This is a genomic window from Citrobacter sp. Igbk 16, from assembly GCF_028069755.1.
Taxonomy (GTDB): Bacteria; Pseudomonadota; Gammaproteobacteria; order Enterobacterales; family Enterobacteriaceae; genus Citrobacter.
The window spans coordinates 1-19717 of the sequence record NZ_JANEWJ010000019.1; the positions used below are offsets into that span (position 1 = coordinate 1).

Genomic DNA, 19717 nt, shown 5'->3' on the forward strand with positions numbered 1-19717 from the left:
ATGTGATATTTGTTCGTTAATTTATTAACGAGTTTATAAAAATAATGATGGTATTTAAGTGAGGTTACGGTGAGCAAATTACTCGGTGTGATCAAAGCAATAATTGGACAGGTTTATGTTGTTGACGCAAGTGGCGCACAGCGACGTGTTCATGAAGGCGACAGAGTATATAGCGGTGAAGAAATTGTGACCGGTGCCAACGGTGCGGTAAGTCTCTCTTTACCGGACGGAAAAACGCTGGATGTTGGTCGCAACAGCCACTGGGGCGATCATGGGCTACAGGCCAACTCTACTCCGGAACGTGATGCTCAGGATATTGCCGCCGTACAAAAAGCGATTGCTGATGGGGCTGACCCGACGCAGATACTGGATGCGACCGCAGCGGGTAATGAAGAGCCGGTGCAGTTGGAGGGCGGTGGGGGTGGTCACACGCTGGTCCAGTTGGCCTTAACCGGACAAGTTGTTGATCCAACAGCCGGTTTTGACACGCAAGGGCTGGGGAGCCCGACCTGGGATATCAATCAGCCGGTAGGGGGAATGGACACAGGTACAGCCAGTGTGTTCCCACCCGAAGTGCAAATTACCGAGTTTGCGGGTAACGATGGCTACATTAATAACACTGAATTCCACCGGACCCATTTAAGCGGCACCAGTAACCAAAATCACGTCACGCTCACCTTCACCGATAGCCAAAAAAACACATTCACTGTAGATGTCCCGGTAAGTAACGGTCACTGGAATATCGATACCGATCTTGGCGGACTGGTACCGGGAAATGTAACCGTGGTGGCAATAGCGACCGATGTCTCGGGGCGGACCGCACAAACTTTCGACAATGCGTTGATTGATATTACCGGTCCACGTATCGATATTACGGTCGATAGCGTGACCCCAGATAACCTGATTAACCACCAGGAGTCTCTTCTGTCGCAAACCGTGATTCACGGGTCTGTCGGGGGAGATGCAAAGCCGGGTGATGTCGTGACGCTGGTTGTCGACGGTATAACGTATACCGGCACGGTCGACGATCCGGGAACGGGCATTTTGACTTACAACATCCCGGTCCTGACCCAAGGGCTGCTGAATGACCCGACGATTCATGCCTCCCTCACCTCTACCGATGATGCCGGCAACAGCACCACCGTTTCGACCGATCACTATGTCGATAACGATTTGTATGCACAGAATGCGGTGACCATCGGGACGGTGGCAAATGATGATGTCGTCAACGCTAACGAATCTCGCATGCCGACCATCATTTCTGGCGTAGCCAGCGGTGATGCCAAAGTGGGCGATCCGGTCACCTTGACGCTTCAGGGTAAAACATTCCATGGCACGGTGTTCGACGACCATGGTCAGCTGCGTTATGAAATTGTGGTGCCTTCCTCAACGCTGAAAGAAGGTGCAAATGATGCGCAGGTGACGCTGGTCAGCCATGACGCTGTCGGTAACGAAGCGATTGCCATTACGCACAAAACTGTGGTGCTGGATACCCAGGCACACAACACCCTGACGATTGACAATGTCACCGCCGATAACACCCTGAACTTCACTGAGCTGTCGGCGAATAAGCAGGTGATTATCGGGGAAGTGCGCGGGGAAGACGCGAAAGCGGGCGACCCGGTGCTGGTGGAGATCAACGGCCACCAGTATCACGGTCAGGTGATTGATATCGGGAAAAATACCCTCGGCTACCGCATTGAAGTCGACTCTGCTACTTTTTCTGACAACGTCGGTCAGGTGCTGAAAGAGGTGACGGTACACGTCAGCGTCACTTCCCACGATGCGGCAGGTAACCTGGCAATTGCCACCGAAACCCACAGCGTACATCTCGATAACTTCGCGGAAAACGCGGTGCATATTGATACCGTCGCGGGTGATGACCTTATTAATATCAAGGAATTTTTAGCCAACGGCGGGATCACGCAAATTACCGGTACCGTGACCGGCGTGGATGCGAAAGTGGGTGATGTGGTTACCCTGGAGCTGAAGGGGGGCGCGGTGATTCACAGTTCGGTTATCGCGCTGGCGGGCGGTGGGCTGGGCTATAGCATTCCGGTAAACAGCCATAAGCTGGTAACTCATCCAGAATTTAGGGTTTCTGTTACCTCTACGGACCCAGTGGGGAACAGCGTCACGCATTCTGAAACCAAAACCATCAGCGCCGACCTGTATACGCAGTCGCATATCACCATTGATGGTGTGACCGCTGATAACTTCATCAACATCAAGGAATCGACGGACAATAACGGCAAGACCACCATCAGTGGCACGGTAAGCGGCGATGCGAAAGAGCACGATACTGTTGAGCTGGTGATTAATGGTCAACACTATTCGGGTGAAGTGGAAAAGCTGGCAAACGGCAATCTGGTCTACCATATCCCCGTAGAGACTAAGGATCTGTTAGCCAACCCGCTTATCCATGCGAGCATTCACACCACGGACGAGCATGGCAACGAAATGACGGCGGTGACGAAACATGTCGTTGGGCTGGATCTTAACGCCAGCGCCTCTATCGGCGTTGATACCGTCGCCGGTGATGACATTATCAGTAAAGCCGAGTCCGAGCTGCATAAGGCAACCATCACAGGGCCCGTCGGCGGCGATGCGCAGAAAGATGATACCGTCACCTTAACCTTCAACGGTAAAACCTATACCAGCAAGGTTATTGAACTCGCTAACCACTCGCTGGGCTACCGCATTGAGGTCGACACAGACACACTGACGGATGGCAGCGACCAGAAGATCCATGTCTCCATCTCAACCGTTGACGAACACGGCAATACAGCAGCAGCAACGTCCGAGCATATGGTGCATATCGATCTGCACGCTGAGGCGAGCATTACGATTGATAAGGTGACTGCCGATAACACCCTGAACCATGCTGAACTGAATATGGCTAAGCAAATCATCAGCGGTAGCGTTGGTGGTGATGCGAAAGTTGACGATGAAGTCACCCTCGAAATTAATGGCTACAAGTTTACCGGTAAGGTCATTTCACTAGGTAATAACCATCTGGGTTACCGAATCCCGGTCGACTCGTCGGCATTCAGTGACAACCAGGGTGACCAGGATAAACATGTCAACATCAGGGCGACGGTTACCTCCTACGATGCGGCGGGCAACCTGGCGATTGCCACCTGCGACCATAACGTGCATATCGACAACTTTGCGGTAAACCAGGTGCATATCGATACCGTCGCGGGCGATGACGTTATTAATATCAAAGAGTTTTCCGCCAACGGTGGCATTACGCCAATCACCGGCACCGTGACTGGTGTTGATGCGAAAGTGGGTGATACGGTGATCCTGAAGCTGGATGGTGTTACGGTGATGCAAGGTGCCGTTATCACGCTGGCGGGCGGTGGGCTGGGGTACCGCTTCCCGATGAATACCCATATGTTGATGAGCCATCCGGAAATTACCGTGTCTGTTACCTCCACCGATGCAGAGGGGAACAGCGTCACGCATTCAGAGATGAAAACCATCAGTAGCGATATGTACACGCAGTCGCATATCACCATTGACGGCGTGACGGCTGATAACGTCATCAACATCAAGGAGTCGACGGACAATAACGGTAAGACCACCATCAGCGGCACAGTGAGCGGCGATGCGAAAGAGCACGATACCGTGGAGCTGGTGATTGATGGTCATCCGTACTCCGGTGCGGTGGTGAAGCTGGCGAACGGTGGTCTGGGCTACTATATCCCGGTTGACACCCAGAACCTGGTCAACGATCCGATGATTCACGCGAGTATTCACACCACAGATAATCATGGTAACGAAACCACCGCCATCGCAGAACGTACCGTTGGGCTGGATCTGAACGCCAGCGCCTCTATCGGCATCGATACCGTTGCAGGTGATGACATTATCAGTAAGGCAGAGTCTATTCTGCATAAGACGACTATCACGGGGTCGGTCGGCGGCGATGCGCGGGAAGGTAATGACGTCACCTTAACCTTTAATGGCAAGACCTACCACGGCCAGGTCAGTAAGCTGCCTGACGGCTCGCTGGGCTACAACATTGAAGTCAGCACCGACAACCTGAAAGACGGCAGTGACCAAAAGGTCCATGTCTCCATCTCAACTGTTGACGAACACGGCAACCCATCAACGGTAACGCATGACCATATGGTGCATATTGATCTGCACGCTGAGGCGACGATTACGATTGATAAGGTGACTGACGACAACATACTCAACCATTTAGAGTTAGATAAGACCTGGCAGTTGGTTAGCGGCGTTGTCGGTAAAGATGCCCAGGTTAACGATGATGTGAGTGTTGAGATTAACGGTCACACGTATACCGGTAAGGTTCTCGTTCTGGGTAACGGTCAGTTGGGGTATCAAATCCCGGTCCTTTCTTCAGATTTTAGCAACAACCAGGGCAACCAGGACAACGATGTCACCTTCAAGGCTAGCGTAACGTCGCATGATGCGGTGGGTAACGAAGTTGTCGTGTCTACGACGCATAAAGTGCAGATTGATAATCACGCCCTGGCTGGAATTACCATTGATACCGTGGCGGGCGACAATATGATTAACGGCGCCGAGTCCACAAAACATACCACCGAAGTGATGGGTACCGTTTCTGGTGATGTGCATATTGGCGATAAAGTGACCGTTACCGTCAATGGTCACCACTACGACGCAACGGTACAGAAACTCCCTGAGCACAATAATGCGCTGGGTTATAAGCTGGATGTGTTGACGGGCGATCTGGTTGCCGATCCACATATCGTTGCGCAGGTGGTTGGGGTAGATAGCGTTGGCAACCTGCAGAAAGCCGAAGACACGAAAGATATGACGGTAGATTTGCATGCGAGAGCGCTACTGACTATTGATCCTGTCACCGGCGACAATATGGTTAACGGCGATGAGTCCCGCCAGCCATTCACCTTTGTGACCGGAAAAGTCGGCGGCGATGTACACGTCAATGATACCGTTTACCTTACCGTAAATGGTCATACCCTGACCGGGAAAGTGACCGATCAGGGCGGGCATCTCGGGTATAGCATTAAAGTCAGTACCGCCGATTTGCTGTCCGACCCGCATTTAACGGCTACCGTCAGCACCACCGATGTTGCAGGCAACCCGGCAACGGCCAATGCGCAGACCACGGTAGTGATTGATACCCGCGTGGACGCGACGATTACGATTGACCCCGTTACGCCAGACAACACGCTGAATGATGTTGAACAGCATCAGACCACCACCGTTGTCACCGGCACCGTGACCGGCGAGGTTCACCCAGGCGATCCGCTGGTGATGACGATCAACGGCCATTCGTATCCTGGTTTTGTTGACGTGATTAGCGGCAACCAGTTGGGTTACAAGATAGTCGTATCGACGTCCGACCTGGTGGCTAGCCCGCATATCACCGTGTCGATGGATATCACTGATGCGGCGCAGAACCATGCCCATATTGTGGAGCATCGTGACGTTAATCTGGACAATCAGGCCCTTGCCGCGATCACCATCGATCGCGTGACGGGTGATGACGTTCTGAACGGCACTGAATTGCAGGCGCCTAAAACGACCATCAGTGGTACGGTGGGCGGCGATGCACAAAAGGGGAATATCGTTCATCTGCTGATTGACGGCCATACGGTCGATGCGACGGTTGTTGAACTGCCGAAGCTGGGGACGCTGGGCTATAGCGTTGAGGTTGATACCCAGTGGCTGCAAAACAATCCGCATATCACGGCAACCATTACCACCACCGATCCTTACGGCAATACCGCCAAGGCGGATGCGACAAGCACGGTGACAATTGACGATCGCGCCGAGGCTATCGTCCATATCGACCCGCTGGTGACGGATGATAATGATGCGGTTATCAACTACAAAGAGGCGCATAACCCGCTGACCACCGTGACCGGTAGCGTGGGCGGTGATGTGAAGGTGGGCGATATGGTTGAACTGACCATTAACCATCAGACCTACTATGCGCAGGTTCATGATGACCACGGTAAGCATGTATTTAGCACCGAGGTTTCAACGCTCGATCTGTTGATGGACCCGAATATCCATGCCGAGGTGACAGCAAAAGATGCGGCAGGCAACGTTGCGCACGGGCATGATGATATGCCGGTGGTGATTGATACCGTTGCTGATGCCGGGATAACTATTGATTCCGCCTCCAGTGGTCGACCACCAGGTAACCCTATTGCGAATAACCTACATCCAGGCAGCAGACCGGACTTTATCTCTGTAACCGGACATGTTGCTCCCGATGCGGTTGTAGGCGATACGGTGACGCTTACGGTAGGTCACGGATTTGTCCTGACCACTCAAGTCATTACACTTCCCGATGGTCAACTCGGCTATCAGACGGATATTGGCTCCGATAAATTCGAAGACTATGGCGATATTCTGGTTTCTATCACCACCCATGATAGTCATGGCAACACGGCGACAGCAACAGAGCATAAATTTATCGATCTACCGTGGTTGCACAATACACCCGTGATCGGTAATACGCCTTACGGGTTCACGACGCCGCCAGTGGTCACCCCGCCGACAACGGGTACGGGAACCACACAGCCGCAGAAGCCGCATGTCCATCTCACGGTCGATCCGGTAACGGGCGATGACGTTCTCAACGGCGCTGAAGCGCAAAAACCGACCACGCCGATTCGTGGCCGGGTGACCGGCGATGCCCACGTTGGCGATGACGTGACCGTTATCATCAATAATCAGTCTCACACTGGCAAAGTGTTTGAGATTCCGGGGCTGCCGGGGGAAATGGCCTGGCGGGTTGATGTTCCTTCGTCCGAGCTTAAGGCGCATCCGACGTTTGAGGTATCCATTACCGTCAATAACGCTGCGGGCAGCGACACCTCGAGCGTACCGAAAACTATTCAGGTCGATACCGATAACCCGGTCCATATCACCATAGACAAGGTTGCCGGCGATGACGTTATCAACGGCAAAGAAGCGCAAAGCGGTAAAACAACGATCAGCGGTACGGTCAGCGGTGAAGGCATTCATGACGGCAGCGTAGTCTCGCTGCTGGTGAATGGTAATACCTTAACCGCCGAGGTGCATGCCGATCACGGCCAATGGGTTTGGTCGAAGGAAGTCAGCATCAACGATCTGCGTAATACCTCGGATATTACCGCCTCGGTAAGCGCCACCGATGCTGCCGGGAATCCCGGCACCGGCTCGACGTCAAAGCACGTTGACGTCGATCTCAAAGCCGATGCGGGCGTCACGGTCGATGATATTACCGCCGACAACGTCCTGAACGCACAGGAAACAGGGCTGCCTACGATTGCGGTGAGCGGTTTTGTTTCGGGTGATGTCCACCAGGGGGAAAGCGTGACCCTGAAGGTTAACGGTCAAACTTATACCGCGACAATTGATGCGAGTAAGCACTACACCGTTGATGTCAATACATCAGACCTGGTGGCTGATCATACTATCGAGGCTACGGTGACTGGCCACGATAATCACGGCAACGTCCAGGATGCCAATATCACCAAAGCGTTTTCTGTTGATACCACCGCGACGGCTGCGGTAACGGTTAATACCGTGGGCGGCGATGATGTGATCAATGCTGATGAGATAAAAGCCGGTACGGTCGAAGTCAGCGGCACCGTGAATGGTGACGTACACAAAAACGATAAGGTTTATATCACTGTTAATGGCAATCCGGTTGAGGCGACGGTCATTGAACTGCCGCATATGAATGGGCAGTTGGGGTATAAAGCGATCGTCAGCACCGCGGATCTGCAGGCCGATCCTACCATTCACGTCAGCGTGACGGGTCATGATGCGGCAGGTAATAGCCAGCCTGCGACGTATGACAAAACCGTGGTCATTGACGATCACGTGGATGCGACGATTGTGCTGGATACCGTATCCAATGATGACGTGTTGAATAACGTTGAAGCCGGGAAGCCGACTACCACCATCACCGGTTCTGTGACCGGCGACGTTGAGGTTGGTGATTTGGTCACCGTCACCGTCAATGGTAAAGATCTGACGGCGAAAGTGACCGACAGCGGCGGCCATAAGGTGTTCCGTGTTGAAGCCAGTACGGTTGATCTGGTTCACGACCAGCATATTACCGCCCACGTTGTCGCCCATGATGATGCCGGTAACCGCCAGCAGATTGATACTGATAAGACGATCACAGTCGATCGCGCGGCTTCTGGCACCGTTAGCGTTGATAGCGTCACAGTGGATAACGTTCTCAACCACCAGGAATTATCGGGACAGAAGGTCACCATCACCGGCCATGTCGGCGGCGATGCGCAGCTTGACGATCCGGTGACCTTAACCATCGGCAGTACTTCGGTTAATGGCAAAGTCATTACGCTGAGCAACGGTGGTTTGGGTTATCAGATTGACGTGGATTCCGCCGTTCTGCGCGCCAACACATCAATTGATGTGAAGGTTACCGGGCATGACGCGCCGGGAAACCCGTTCACCGCAACATCGACGCATACCTATTCTGTTGATGAGCAGGCCAACGGCGCTATTACCATTAATGACCACATCGCAGGCGACAACGTCGTTAACCTGAATGAATCGAAGTCAGATACGGTGATTAAATTTACGGTTTCCGGCGATACGCACCCGACCGATGTCGTTGAAGTGAGTATCAACGGCAACAATATGAAGGCTACGTTGGTGCCGGGCTCCTCGACGGTTTATCAGGTTGCGGTTCCGGGAACGTACCTGAATGAGGGCGACAATAAGGTTGAGGTGAAAACGACGTTACACGATGGTGCAGGCAACACGTTAGAGGTGCACGATCAGAAAAACGTGGTGCTGGATACGCATGCTGACGGCACGATTACCCTCACTGATGGTATCGCGGGCGACAACGTTGTGAACCAGAAAGAATCGCTAACGGATACCGTGATTCGCGGGACGGTCACGGGCGATGCGCAGGCGGGTGGAACGGTCACGATCAGCGTTAATGGCCATGACACCATTGCTACGATAGTTGCCGATCCTGCGACCCATACACTGGGTTACCAGGCGGCGATATCGAATGCGTATCTGAACGAAGGCAACAACGACGTTCAGGTGAAGACGACGTTACGTGATGCGGCGGGCAATACGCGAGATGTAAGCGATCACAAAAATCTGATCCTCGATACTCACGCCGATGCCAGCATCGTGGTCGATAAAATCGCCGGCGATAACCATATTTCACGCGCTGAAGCACAGGATACCGTCACGCACATCACCGGTAGCGTAACGGGCGATGTGCATGACGGCGAGCACATCAACGCGCTGGTTAACGGTCATTTGTATGATGCAACGCTGCATCAGGTGAATAACGAACTGCATTATGACTTTGAGGTGGATACGTCGTCATTCCGTGCCGGGCATAACCGTGTGAACGTGCTGGTTGAGGCGAACGATAACCACGGCAATACCGCACACTATGCGCAAACGCTGAATGTCATCATGGACGATCCCACGCCGATCAAAGGTCAAGCGGTGGACAAGGGGCATCATGCGGCGGTTCAGCATGCCTTGCACGATTTGTTTGACGATAGTGCGCTGTCACTCTCCTATGCCTCTTCTACGAAGGTACATGGGACGAATGTGGCGCAGGGTGTTACAGACAAAGCGAAGAGCGCTCTCGATAACGTTGATCTCAGCGATTTGGCGCGTGAACTGCACGAAGGTGTGGACATCGCGAAATACATTCACAGCGGCGACGATCATCATCTGATTGCCAGCCCGGCGAAGGTCGCGCATGGGATTGATACAGCGCTGTCGGGTCACCCTGGCGGTGATTTACATTCCACGACGTATTCGCTGGATCACCTGATCGCTAAACCTGACCAAAATCACACTCACTAACGGATGCTCACTGCCCTGTGCCAACAGGGCAGTGCATCACGCAATATGTAAGGTTACAACATGAATTCTGTTCCACCAGATGCAAACGCTCATCCTGAAAAAGAAGGGGGGAGCAAAAGCGCGGAACTTGATAATCAACAGTTCCTGGCGATGCTGCAAAAGAGCGACCTTGAAATGGTGCGCGTACTGGACGACCTGATTTACCTGCTGATCCGTAAAGGGGTCATTGCCATTACCGATCTTCCGCCAATGGCACAGGTAAAACTGATGAATCGCGCGAACGCGCGCCAGGAGCTTGGTGGGTTAGAACAACTGCTGGGTAGCGATGACCGTATTTTTTAGCGTAGGTAGGCAGTCAGCGTGCAAGCCGGATAAGCGAAGCGCCATCCGGCAAACACAGTGCTAGTGTAATTGTGACAACGGTGCGGGCTCACCCAGTAGTTGCCCCATCGCGCCATCAATGCCTAATTCCTGCAATACCGTCAGCTCGCCCTGCGTTTCAACGCGTTCAGCGATTAATGGCAGGTCAATACTGCGCGTAGCGTTGCATAACACTTCAATAAACAACCGCTTATCGCTTTCCTGATCAATATTACGAATGTAGCTACTATCGATTTTCAGCCAGGCAAGCCCCCACTGGGACAGATGACCGATCATATCGAAGCGGCTGCCAAAGTGCTGCAGACCCAGCGAGCAGCGATGCTGGCTCACGGCTTTCACAAACGCCGCCATTTGGTTTGGCCCTGGCAACTGATTTTCATCCAGTTCCAGAATCAGTTGACTGGCTAATCGTGGTGAATATTTCAATGGATTCAACAGGTCCGCCACCGTGTTTGCACTGGCGACGGAACTGCCGGAAATGCTCAGAGCGAGTTTTCCTGGCGCAGTTTTCAGCTGATTTAACGTCAGTTTCAGCATCACCCGGTCCAGACGATGGCTCCAGCCAAAACGGTGGATCCACGGCAGGAATCGACCAGCGTTAATGGTGTTGCCCTGTTCATCAACAATGCGTGACAGCACTTTGTAATGCAGAATGTTGTGCGGGTGCTGGCAGTCCACAACGGGCTGATAAACCAACTGGAATTGCTGATTTTCCAGCGCGTGTTCAAGACGCACAAACCACAGGTGCTGATCTTCGGTCGCCGTCGCCACGTCGGTGGTGGGCACGACCTGATGCTCAGTGTGTGTTTCCACTTCCACCAACAGACGATCGGCCTGAATCAGCAATGTCTGTGCATTATCTCCGGCGCTGAATGGCACCATGCTGGTATAGGCGACGGGCTGTTGGTCTGACATCCCTGTGGCATAAAAGGCCATGAGCTTTTGGCTAAGTGAATTGCTCAGTTCCAGCATTTCGCCGTGCGTGACGCCGGGGCAGAGCAGAGCAAACTCGCCCCCGCGAATACGGGCGACGGTACTGTTGAGAGACGCATATTTTTCTTTCTGTGCTGTCAGCAGGTTGGCGATATTGAGCAGTAACTTGTCGGTATGCGGCCCACCAAAACGTTGGTTTAGCCCACCTAAGTCCTGCACGCGGATTAACATCAGATATCCTGGCGCAGTATCAGCATCGCTCAGGCGTGCCTGAAGCTGCATATCGAATGCCCGGCGGTTAGCGATTCCGGTCTGGCTGTCGAGATAGGCTTCGTTGTGCAAACGTTCACTGTAGATGGCCTGCTCTTCAAATAATGACTTGAGTTTGGTTGCCATCAGATTCATCGCCCCGATAACACGACGCAACTCCGGTGTTTTGGGGAGTTCTGACAGGGTCAGAAACTCACGGCGGGTAATAGCTTCTGACTGTTTCGCCAGGTAATTGAGCGGTTGCAGCAGTTTGCGCAGCAGCAAAACACCTGCCCCCAGGCAAATGAGGCTACAGGACAGCATCCATAACAGATTACCTAACGTATTGTCCCACAGGCGTTGCACAGCAAAGATAGGGTCACTGGTGACTTCAACACGTGCCGCCTGCTGCCAGCCACGCATGATCGTCGCTTCGCCGGTTTGCGCCGTGACATCTACCAGCTCAACAAACCAGGCGGGTACATTGGGGATCGATGCTGCCGCACTCCGCTCAAGGATGATTTTGCCGTTCTTCAGATCGACAATGCGGATTTTTTTGTAGTAACCGCTATCGAAAATGGAGCTGACCATTAGCTCAATCATCGCCGGATCGTTGACATTGGGGGTCAGCGAAACCCCTAACGCTGTTGCCGCATCCTGAGCATGCGAAAGGAGCTGATTGTTGGACTGATCGCGGGAGCTTTCCAGCGTCACAATAAAATTGCCGCTGAATACCACCAGCATAAAGAGAGAGATTGCCAGGAGTAACTGTTTGAAAAGAGACACAGGCGATTCCTATTTATCCATCGGGAAGCCCTCTTCCCGCATTTTTGTGAAAACTTGCTGCCAGCGAGAAAGTCTCTTGCTGTCGCCAACGCGTTTATTGTTCTGTGTGCCCGGGAGCCAGAGACCACTGTTGTTAAAGGAGTACACGGGTAATAAATCGGTACGCTGCGTGGCCGGTGAAAGGGTGTTCGTCAGGCTGTCGAGTACCAGCGGGACTGCGTCCGGCGCGGCATACCAGGTCAATACCATGTGCGCCCGGTTATAGCTCAGGGCTTTAACGTAGGTGATGCGCAGCTTCTCTTCGGGGACACCCAACTGCCGGAGCGTAAAATATTTGGCGATTGCGTAATCTTCACAATCGGCCTCACCTTTGCGCAAAGACTCTACCGGCGTTGCCCAGTAGTCCACGCTGTGCCAGACCTCGCTATCTTCGGCGTAATGTAATTGCGTGTTGAAAAACAGGTTTACGGCGCGTAATTGTGTTTGTTCGTCTGCATTTCGTAGTGTGATCAGCAACTGCTGCCAGGCATTGATTCGCTGTTGTGCGTCTGCGCGGGCAGGACCATACAGCGCATCGGATTTCTGCTGAATAGTGGCAAAGTCCCAGGCCGCACGCAGTGAGTTGACGGTGAGTACCAGCAGCAGTGCGCCTGATATCTGCCAGAAGCGAATGACTCGCTGAAGCGTACACGAACGGAAAATGTTCAATTGCTATGCTGGCAATGGACGGCGGGTTGATGATTTATATTTTTGCAGGAATCAGGCATCAGCCATTTTTTACGCAGCTGTGCATCAAGCGGTGAGGCAAAAATATTTTTCAGCGTACTGTTAACAAAGGCCACAAACTGCGGATCGTTCTTGCGCATCATAATGGCATAGTGCATATCACTGCCGATGGTCTCAGACGACACGCTAAATTGTTCGGGTTGTTCATCGTGGTTGATCAGCGGCCAGGACAGAACATCATCGAGGAATAATGCGGCGGATTCATTATGTGCCATTTTCTCGAACGCACCGTTGATGGTGGTGGTGGTAATCGTTGAGATATTGAGATGCTTCTCTCTGTTGACTTTATTAAACTCCAGGAGATCTTTTGAGCTTCCAGTCAGGCTCACTGTCCGTCCTTTTAAATCCTCAAGTGCGTCAATATTGTTTTTGCGCAACGAGATAATGCGCATTTTGGCGATGTAATAGTCAATAGAAAATGAAACGCTGGAGGTCCGCTCCGGCGCGTTAGCATTAACGCCACAATCCATATCTATTTTGCGGGTGTTTAATGCGGAGAAACGATCCGCAAAGTTCACGGGAATATAGTGAACGGTTAAGCTGTTGAGCTTCAGATACAGGCGTAGTTTATCGGCAATGATGTTGCACAGCGCTACGGTGTAACCCGTGACTTTGCCACTTTTATCGGTGAAAGAGAAAGGCGGTAGTTGACGATAGCCGATGTTTAACACGCTGCTGTACTGGATATGGTCAAGCGTAGCGGCGTTTTGCTGCGCTATCAGTGCAGGGGATGTCGCGACGCCAACCAGCAAGATCAGCCAATGCATCGCGCGCGTTATCCTTGTCATTTCATGATTAATTATATTTTTCATAATCAAAACTGATCTTCTTCTTAGCTGCGGTGAGTGCTTTCAGGTTATCTGACATGGGAATGTTTAAATTAATGGCGCCTGGCGGTATCGGAGACTGAAACCATTTAGTGTACAGCGCGGTAAACTCTTTGCTGGTCATGAGTGACGAGAGCGCACTATCAACAAATTCTTTAAATTCTTTATCGTGTAAAGGGAGCAACAGCCCGGCCGGAAGTGGGGCACTGAGGGCAATTTTTGACAGCGCATAATCTTCGGGATTGGTGGCCTGAGCAATCATCCCTTTCAATAATACCGTGCTGGAGATCAGGGCCGAATATTCGCCATTCTTGAGTTCATTGAAGGCGGCAACATTATTCGTATCAAGTTGAATGTTGATATCAAGGGCATTAGCGGTATTGATTTTTTGCAATTGTTCCACATAAATTGTGCCGCTTTTTACCAGCACGCTATGCCCGGAAAGTTCGCCTAAATGGTTACTGCTGTCATTTTTACGCATGACATAGCGGGTACTGGAAAAGTAAAAAGGCAGTGAGAATTCGCTAATGCTGTGGCGGCTTTTCGAATAAAAGGCAGGTATACACATGATGTCTGCCATATGATTTTTCATCAGTACAAACTGTGATGCCGAATTGGTCTTCACCCATTCAATGTTTAGCTTTTTAAGCTGTAGTTTTGTTTTGAGCGCGCTGACAATATTTTTGCAAATATCAATAGAATAGCCTGCGGGGTCATTACCGTTCTGCCAGGAGAAGGGAAACGCATCATCCTGATAGCCAAGGATGATGGTTTGTGTACTGGCAATCTTCTCCAGCGCATGTAACGACGGGGGAGATGCGGCCGTGCAACGTGTGCAAAAGGCGATCAGCAAAGAAAAGGCCAGCAATACGCGTGTTGTGATGCGTAAGAAGTCAGACATTGCACGCCTCCTCTGCAAAAATCGCTTCGCTAAAGGAGGACAACACGTCATGCTCGCGGAGTGGATAGCTGAAGAAATATCCCTGAACATGCTGGCACTCAATATCGCGCAGAATGTCCCGCTGATATTCGGTTTCCACCCCTTCTGCAGTAACCGACATATTGTATTTATGGGCGAACTGGATAAGCATTACGATCAAATACTGGCTGGCATTATCTTGCTTCAGCTTCTCGACCAGCGAGCGTGCGATCTTAATGCGGGTGAAAGGGTAGATCAGTAAATAATCCAGCGCCGCGTATCCGGTTCCTAAATCGTCCATTGCGATTTCGATGCCCAGAGAACGGATCTCTTGCAGTACGGGCAAGGCAATCGCCTTATCCAGTTTCTCCGATTCAGTGATCTCTATTTCCAGGCGTTCTGCTGACAGTTGGCTGTTACGTAATGCATCTTTAATCACGTCAACCAGGCCGGGGCTATGTAGCTGATAGGCCGAGATGTTGACGGCAACCCGGATGTGTTCCGGCCATTTGGCTGCGGATTCGCAGGACTGGCGAATAATCCACTCACCTAAACGGACAATTAGGCCGGAGCTTTCGGCAATATTGATAAAATAATCAGGGTAAATCAGGCCTTTGGTCGGATGGTTCCAGCGGATCAGCGATTCATAGCCATAAACCGTTTCATCATGCAGATTCATAATCGGCTGGTAGTGAAGTTCGAACTCCTCGTTATCAATACCGTCGATGATCTCCTGGTTAATGAACAGACCGTGGGTCTGCGTCATCACCATGCCGTCTTCGAAGAAATGGAAGCAACCGCGGCCATGATGCTTGGAGGCATACATGGCAAGGTCGGCATTGATCATCAATGTGGAGGTGTTATTGCCCTGCCAGGGGGCTGTTGTAATCCCGATGCTGCAGCTAATGGAGAATGTGTGAGTGCTCCAGGTGAAGGGGGTGCTCAATGCCCGAATGATACGTTTCGATAGGCGGTTTGCTTCTTTGACGGCGTTCTCGCTGACCTGTTGCAGGATCGCAAATTCATCACCGCCCAGTCGCGCTGCCATATCGTTAGGTCCCAGTAGCAATTGCAGACGCTGGGCCACGCTGATTAACACTTCATCACCTGCTTTATGACCGAAAGTGTCATTGACCGGTTTAAAGTTATCGAGGTCGATGAGCAGCAGGTTGAACTGCTTTTCTTCCTGATGGATTTCGCTGACGCGTTTATCCAGCTCAAGACCAAACGAAACGCGGTTAGGTAATCCGGTCAGCGAATCATGATGGGCCATATGCTCCATCTTTTGCGACATCTCATGCATGCGTTGCAGATAGCCGCGTTCTTTCATTGCCACACGCAGTTTTTCAATCGCACCGGCCAGATGGCCAATCTCATCGTCCTGGTCAAGGTAGGGCGTTATGCAGTCGGTCTCTTCATGGGCAATGCGGGTAATCGAATTAATCAGTAACGGAACCGGGCGGAATAACCGGCGCATGAACAAGGTACCCAGCGCCAACGTCACCAGCAAAATGAGAACAAAGATGATGCAGCTCTTTTTCAGCATCGCATCGTAGGCTGCGTACAGGTCGCTCTTTTTACCAATGCTGCTTATCAGGCTACCGAGGATTTCGCCAGATGGCGTCAAAATAGGGACTGCGCTAATAAAGCACTCTTCACCATTAATCTGGGCGAAACCGATGTAGTAATTGGCCAGCACGTCACGCGGCAGGTGTCCGGAGAAGGAGATAATGCCTTCGCCATCTTCCGATTTATTGTTGATGCCGACGTAGCCTTTCTCCGGCGTGTAAAGAAACAGCCAGGTAGGGCTGTGTGTTTGCACCGAAGCCAGCGCCAGGACGTCTACCGGGTTATAGCCGGTTTGCAGAATGGAGTCGGTATCGCCAATTTGTCGGTCGGAGACGATACGGGAGATTTGCCCTGAATCGCTGGTTTCAACCGACACGTTGGTATACACGCTTCTGATGATGTAGGTCATGATCTGTGCATTTGCTTCCGCCCGCTGAACCCACTGCTGCCAGGAGAAGTTGTCTATCAGGCTCCAGCTGGTAAAGGCGCCAGCGCCAAAAGCAATAACGATGCCCGCCAGCAAAAATTGCGTTATTTTGCCGGTGATCGAATGTTGCCACCCCTTTATAGCTCTAAGGGAAAACCGAGACGTTGCCACAGATTTTGTTAATTCCTGAAAAGATAGTGCTAATGCTGAATTGAATTTCTGCTATTACTTAATGGAATAGTATTAGATGACAAATTTGAAACGCCAAGCGTAACAAATAACTAACATTGAACAACGGTGAGTAATGACAAAAATAACGGTATGCGAATATAAATAATGCTGTTCTTTTCGTCAATAGGTAAATTTGTACACTAAAATACATTTTTCATTATCATTTTTACATTGTATTAAAGTTGACATTAACGGTGCCGGAGAATGTGTTTTTGCCTTCCGTAAGATTCGTAGAGTAATTATCATGGCTGTTTGTTTTTGTGTTGTAGATCAGATGGTTGTTGTTTTTATCTTGACGCAAGAAGTTGTCTTTTTATCTGCAAAATGTCCATTTTTATCTATATGCGGGTGTTTATTTCCTGACTTGATGTGAATAAAATACGCGCTTCCTCATAGATCATTACTTTATGTTCTCAGTGCGCGGTCAATGTTGACAATTTTGCTACGGTTAATCGGCTGACCCAAAAGGAACTGTTTGCGACATTAGAGTCTGGATTAAAGTCCTATTGGTATAGTGTGTAGCGGATAAATTGTTTTGGACGCGATAATAAATACAATCACTGCGAAAAGCATTCGAGAATGGTGCCTGCCTCTTTTTTTACCCAGTCTTTTTTATCCGTTGGCACAATATCTTAACGGACACTGTATTTTCAATAATAATATTTTAACAGTTTACGATCTTAAGCTGGCCGTTTTTTCGGGCGCACTTGTCCTGTTTGGTTTCCGGGTCCTGCCGGGGTTTATCCTGTTTCTTGTTCTTATGTTTGCTCTCGGTCCGCAAGGTGAACACCTGGATGCGCTGTGCCTGATTCTGGCATCGACCTTAAGCTATGCGATATACCGGAAAGTGACGGGCAGACGCAGCTCAAGTAGCTTTGGCCGGGTCAAAATTAGCCTCAATCGTATTGTCTGGCTGTGTGGTTACAACATTCTGCTGTACTTAGTATTCGGCAAGCTCTTCGCTGTATTCGTGATCCACGCTTACCGCCCCGATGTCGCCAATTACCCGGTGATGAGTCTGGAAATGCTGGTGCGTGTTCAAGGGATCGTCAACGGTTGCCTGACCGGGATCCCGTTCTTCTACAAGATATTCCGTATCACTCGCCGCCCGTCTTACTTGTTTACGTTTGCTAAGTCGGTCGTCGGGCAGTGCAAAGGTAATGTGAGTTCATACGGCGTGGTTGCCTGGTGCGTGTTGCTGCTGGGCCTGATGTTTTGTTTAACGTCGCCGCCTAACCCAAACATCTTTTTCTCGTTCTATAGTCTGATTCTTCTGTTCCCGCTCATGCTGTGGGGCGCGATAAAAATTGGCCATATGTTCACCATGCCCGTATGGGCTGTGGTCCTGATTATCCTGGGTAAACATAACGAAAGTTACATCGCCAACGATGTTAACTTCATGCTGCATCAGGCGCTGGTTTCTACGCTGATCTTTGTCTTTTCACTGACTATCGTGATTATGGGGGCATTGGCCAAATTTACCCGGCAGCGGTTTAACCAGGCGTTGCTGTTGGGGTTGACCGATCCCATGACGGGGATGGCAAATTTACGCGCGCTGAAGACCGAGCTGTTTACGACGAAGAACGCGACAGTCTGTCTGATTCAGATCCCCGAGCTGGAGCTTTTTTCTCGCCGCTATGGTTTTCATTTTCGCGCGCACTATCAAAAGATTCTGGCCGATCATCTCCAGCGGTATTTGGTTGAAAGCGAGAAAGTCTATTACCACGCAGGTTATGATCTGCTGATCCGCCTTGAAGATGGTTCCTATGAGCGGCTATGCGATTTGTACCATGCCGCTAACGGTTTTCGCCTCTTTCACAATAACCAGCGGTTGGGTTTTCGCACTGGTCTGGGCTACTGCCTGATTAACGATATCAGCGATGATATCTATCAACTGGTTGGCAAGCTTGCCATGGTTGCGGGTTTGTCGCTAACCAACGGCAGACCCGAAAACCTTGAAGCCCAGCATAGCCGGATCCTTGGTGACCATATTGCCGATAAAACAGATATTCGTACCGCGCTGCAAAACGCGCTGGATAACAATGCGTTTGTACTGATGGCCCAGCCGATCGTCAGTACCCGGGGGGAGGCGCTTTATCATGAAATCCTGATCCGGATGCTCAATGATAAAGGCGAATTTATTCCTCCAAACAGTTTCCTGCCAGTGGCGCATGAAGCGGGGTTAGCTCCGGATATTGATTTATGGGTAATCGAAAATACCTTCAAAGCGATGTCCGATCGCCCCCAACGATGCTTCTCCATTAACCTGACTCCTGTCACGGTGTGTCGCTCAAATATTGTCTCGAAGATCACCCAGCTATTGCAGGATTACGGTGTGGATCCGCAGCGCGTTATTTTTGAAATAACCGAGGCGGATACGCTGTCGGACAAAGAACAAACTGTAGAAGCGCTGCATTTAATTCGTCAACTGGGGTGCCGGGTTGCAATTGATGATTTTGGTACCGGGTTTGCGAGCTATGCGCGTTTGATGAACATCGAAGCGGACATTTTGAAAATCGATGGATCTTTTATTCGCCGGATCACGGAAAGTGAAATCAGCTACTACATCGTTGAATCATTCTGTCGCGTCGCTGCAATGAAAAATATGCAGGTTGTCGCCGAGTTTGTTGAGAACGCCAGCATTCAGGCGTGCCTTGAGCAAATGGGGGTGGGGTGGTTGCAAGGGTATCACATAGGTAAGCCAACGCCGCTGCTCATGCTGGAATAGCGTGTGCAAATTTAATTATGACCAACAAGCGTAATTTCTTCTCA

The 19717-nt window shown here is 51.0% G+C and carries 8 protein-coding genes; 3 read left to right on the plus strand and 5 right to left on the minus strand.

Features of this window, described 5'->3' with window-relative positions; genetic code table 11:
• The first annotated feature begins 69 nt into the window (after nucleotides 1–69).
• Together NNO03_RS13750 and NNO03_RS13755 are read left to right on the plus strand one after the other, a co-directional pair.
• Nucleotides 70–9837 (plus strand): retention module-containing protein, encoded by a 9768-nt coding sequence (locus tag NNO03_RS13750; RefSeq protein WP_271449772.1) that lies wholly within the window; start codon nucleotides 70–72, stop codon nucleotides 9835–9837.
• Between the two features lie 60 nt (nucleotides 9838–9897).
• Nucleotides 9898–10179: a hypothetical protein gene (locus tag NNO03_RS13755; protein WP_271442603.1), complete on the plus strand. Its 282-nt coding sequence runs from the start codon at nucleotides 9898–9900 to the stop codon at nucleotides 10177–10179.
• 60 nt (nucleotides 10180–10239) lie between these two features.
• Here NNO03_RS13755 and NNO03_RS13760 read toward each other — a convergent pair whose 3' ends face one another.
• From NNO03_RS13760 to NNO03_RS13780, 5 genes are read right to left on the minus strand one after another with little or no spacing between them, the layout of a single operon-like run.
• The gene (locus tag NNO03_RS13760) at nucleotides 10240–12186 is read right to left on the minus strand and encodes an EAL domain-containing protein (protein WP_271449773.1); all 1947 of its coding nucleotides are present in this window, start codon (nucleotides 12184–12186) and stop codon (nucleotides 10240–10242) included.
• A 9-nt stretch (nucleotides 12187–12195) separates the two neighbouring features.
• A complete protein-coding gene (gene lapG, locus NNO03_RS13765; RefSeq protein WP_271449810.1) occupies nucleotides 12196–12858 on the minus strand; it encodes a cysteine protease LapG in 663 nt (220 codons plus the stop codon).
• Nucleotides 12859–12890: 32 nt separating this feature from the next.
• Entirely contained in the window at nucleotides 12891–13739 is an 849-nt protein-coding gene (locus NNO03_RS13770; protein ID WP_271449774.1) for a transporter substrate-binding domain-containing protein, read from the minus strand.
• Nucleotides 13740–13767: 28 nt separating this feature from the next.
• Entirely contained in the window at nucleotides 13768–14790 is a 1023-nt protein-coding gene (locus tag NNO03_RS13775; protein ID WP_271449775.1) for a transporter substrate-binding domain-containing protein, read from the minus strand.
• Nucleotides 14693–16885: a bifunctional diguanylate cyclase/phosphodiesterase gene (locus NNO03_RS13780; RefSeq protein WP_271449776.1), complete on the minus strand. Its 2193-nt coding sequence runs from the start codon at nucleotides 16883–16885 to the stop codon at nucleotides 14693–14695. Before NNO03_RS13780 ends, NNO03_RS13775 begins: the two co-directional genes overlap by 98 nt.
• A gap of 820 nt (nucleotides 16886–17705) precedes the next feature.
• Here NNO03_RS13780 and NNO03_RS13785 point away from each other — a divergent pair.
• Nucleotides 17706–19673, plus strand: coding sequence for an EAL domain-containing protein (locus tag NNO03_RS13785; RefSeq protein ID WP_271449777.1), 1968 nt, complete (start codon nucleotides 17706–17708; stop codon nucleotides 19671–19673).
• Nucleotides 19674–19717 lie beyond the last annotated feature (44 nt).